This is a genomic window from Elizabethkingia argenteiflava (assembly GCF_009904105.1).
Lineage (GTDB): Bacteria > Bacteroidota > Bacteroidia > Flavobacteriales > Weeksellaceae > Elizabethkingia > Elizabethkingia argenteiflava.
In genome coordinates this window covers 1-255 of the sequence record NZ_JAAABJ010000263.1, presented here as the reverse complement: position 1 = coordinate 255, position 255 = coordinate 1, and the positions used below count along the sequence as shown (strand labels likewise).

General features: G+C 36.1%; 1 protein-coding gene. It reads right to left on the bottom strand.

All coding sequences use genetic code 11. The features are described from left to right. Positions 1-255: transposase (locus GNY06_RS02715; protein ID WP_166518693.1), on the bottom strand; the 255-nt coding region annotated here is incomplete at both ends.

Here is a 255-nt window from a genome sequence, read left to right as displayed (position 1 = left end):
TTACAGGTTTAAACTCCTTTTTTGCCAGCTTTTCTTTGTCCCTGCTTACTACTTTTATCATATATGAATAAAGCTTATCGGCTTTCTCTATAAATTCTCCTCTATACCCAGCATCAGCAAGGATACACTTAAACTTCATAAGTCCTTCATTTAGCATTCTAAGTAAAAGTAGTCCAGCCTTACTGTCATGAATATTGGCAACACATACCATTACTGCTATTAGAAAGCCATTCTTGTCTACTACCACATGACGCT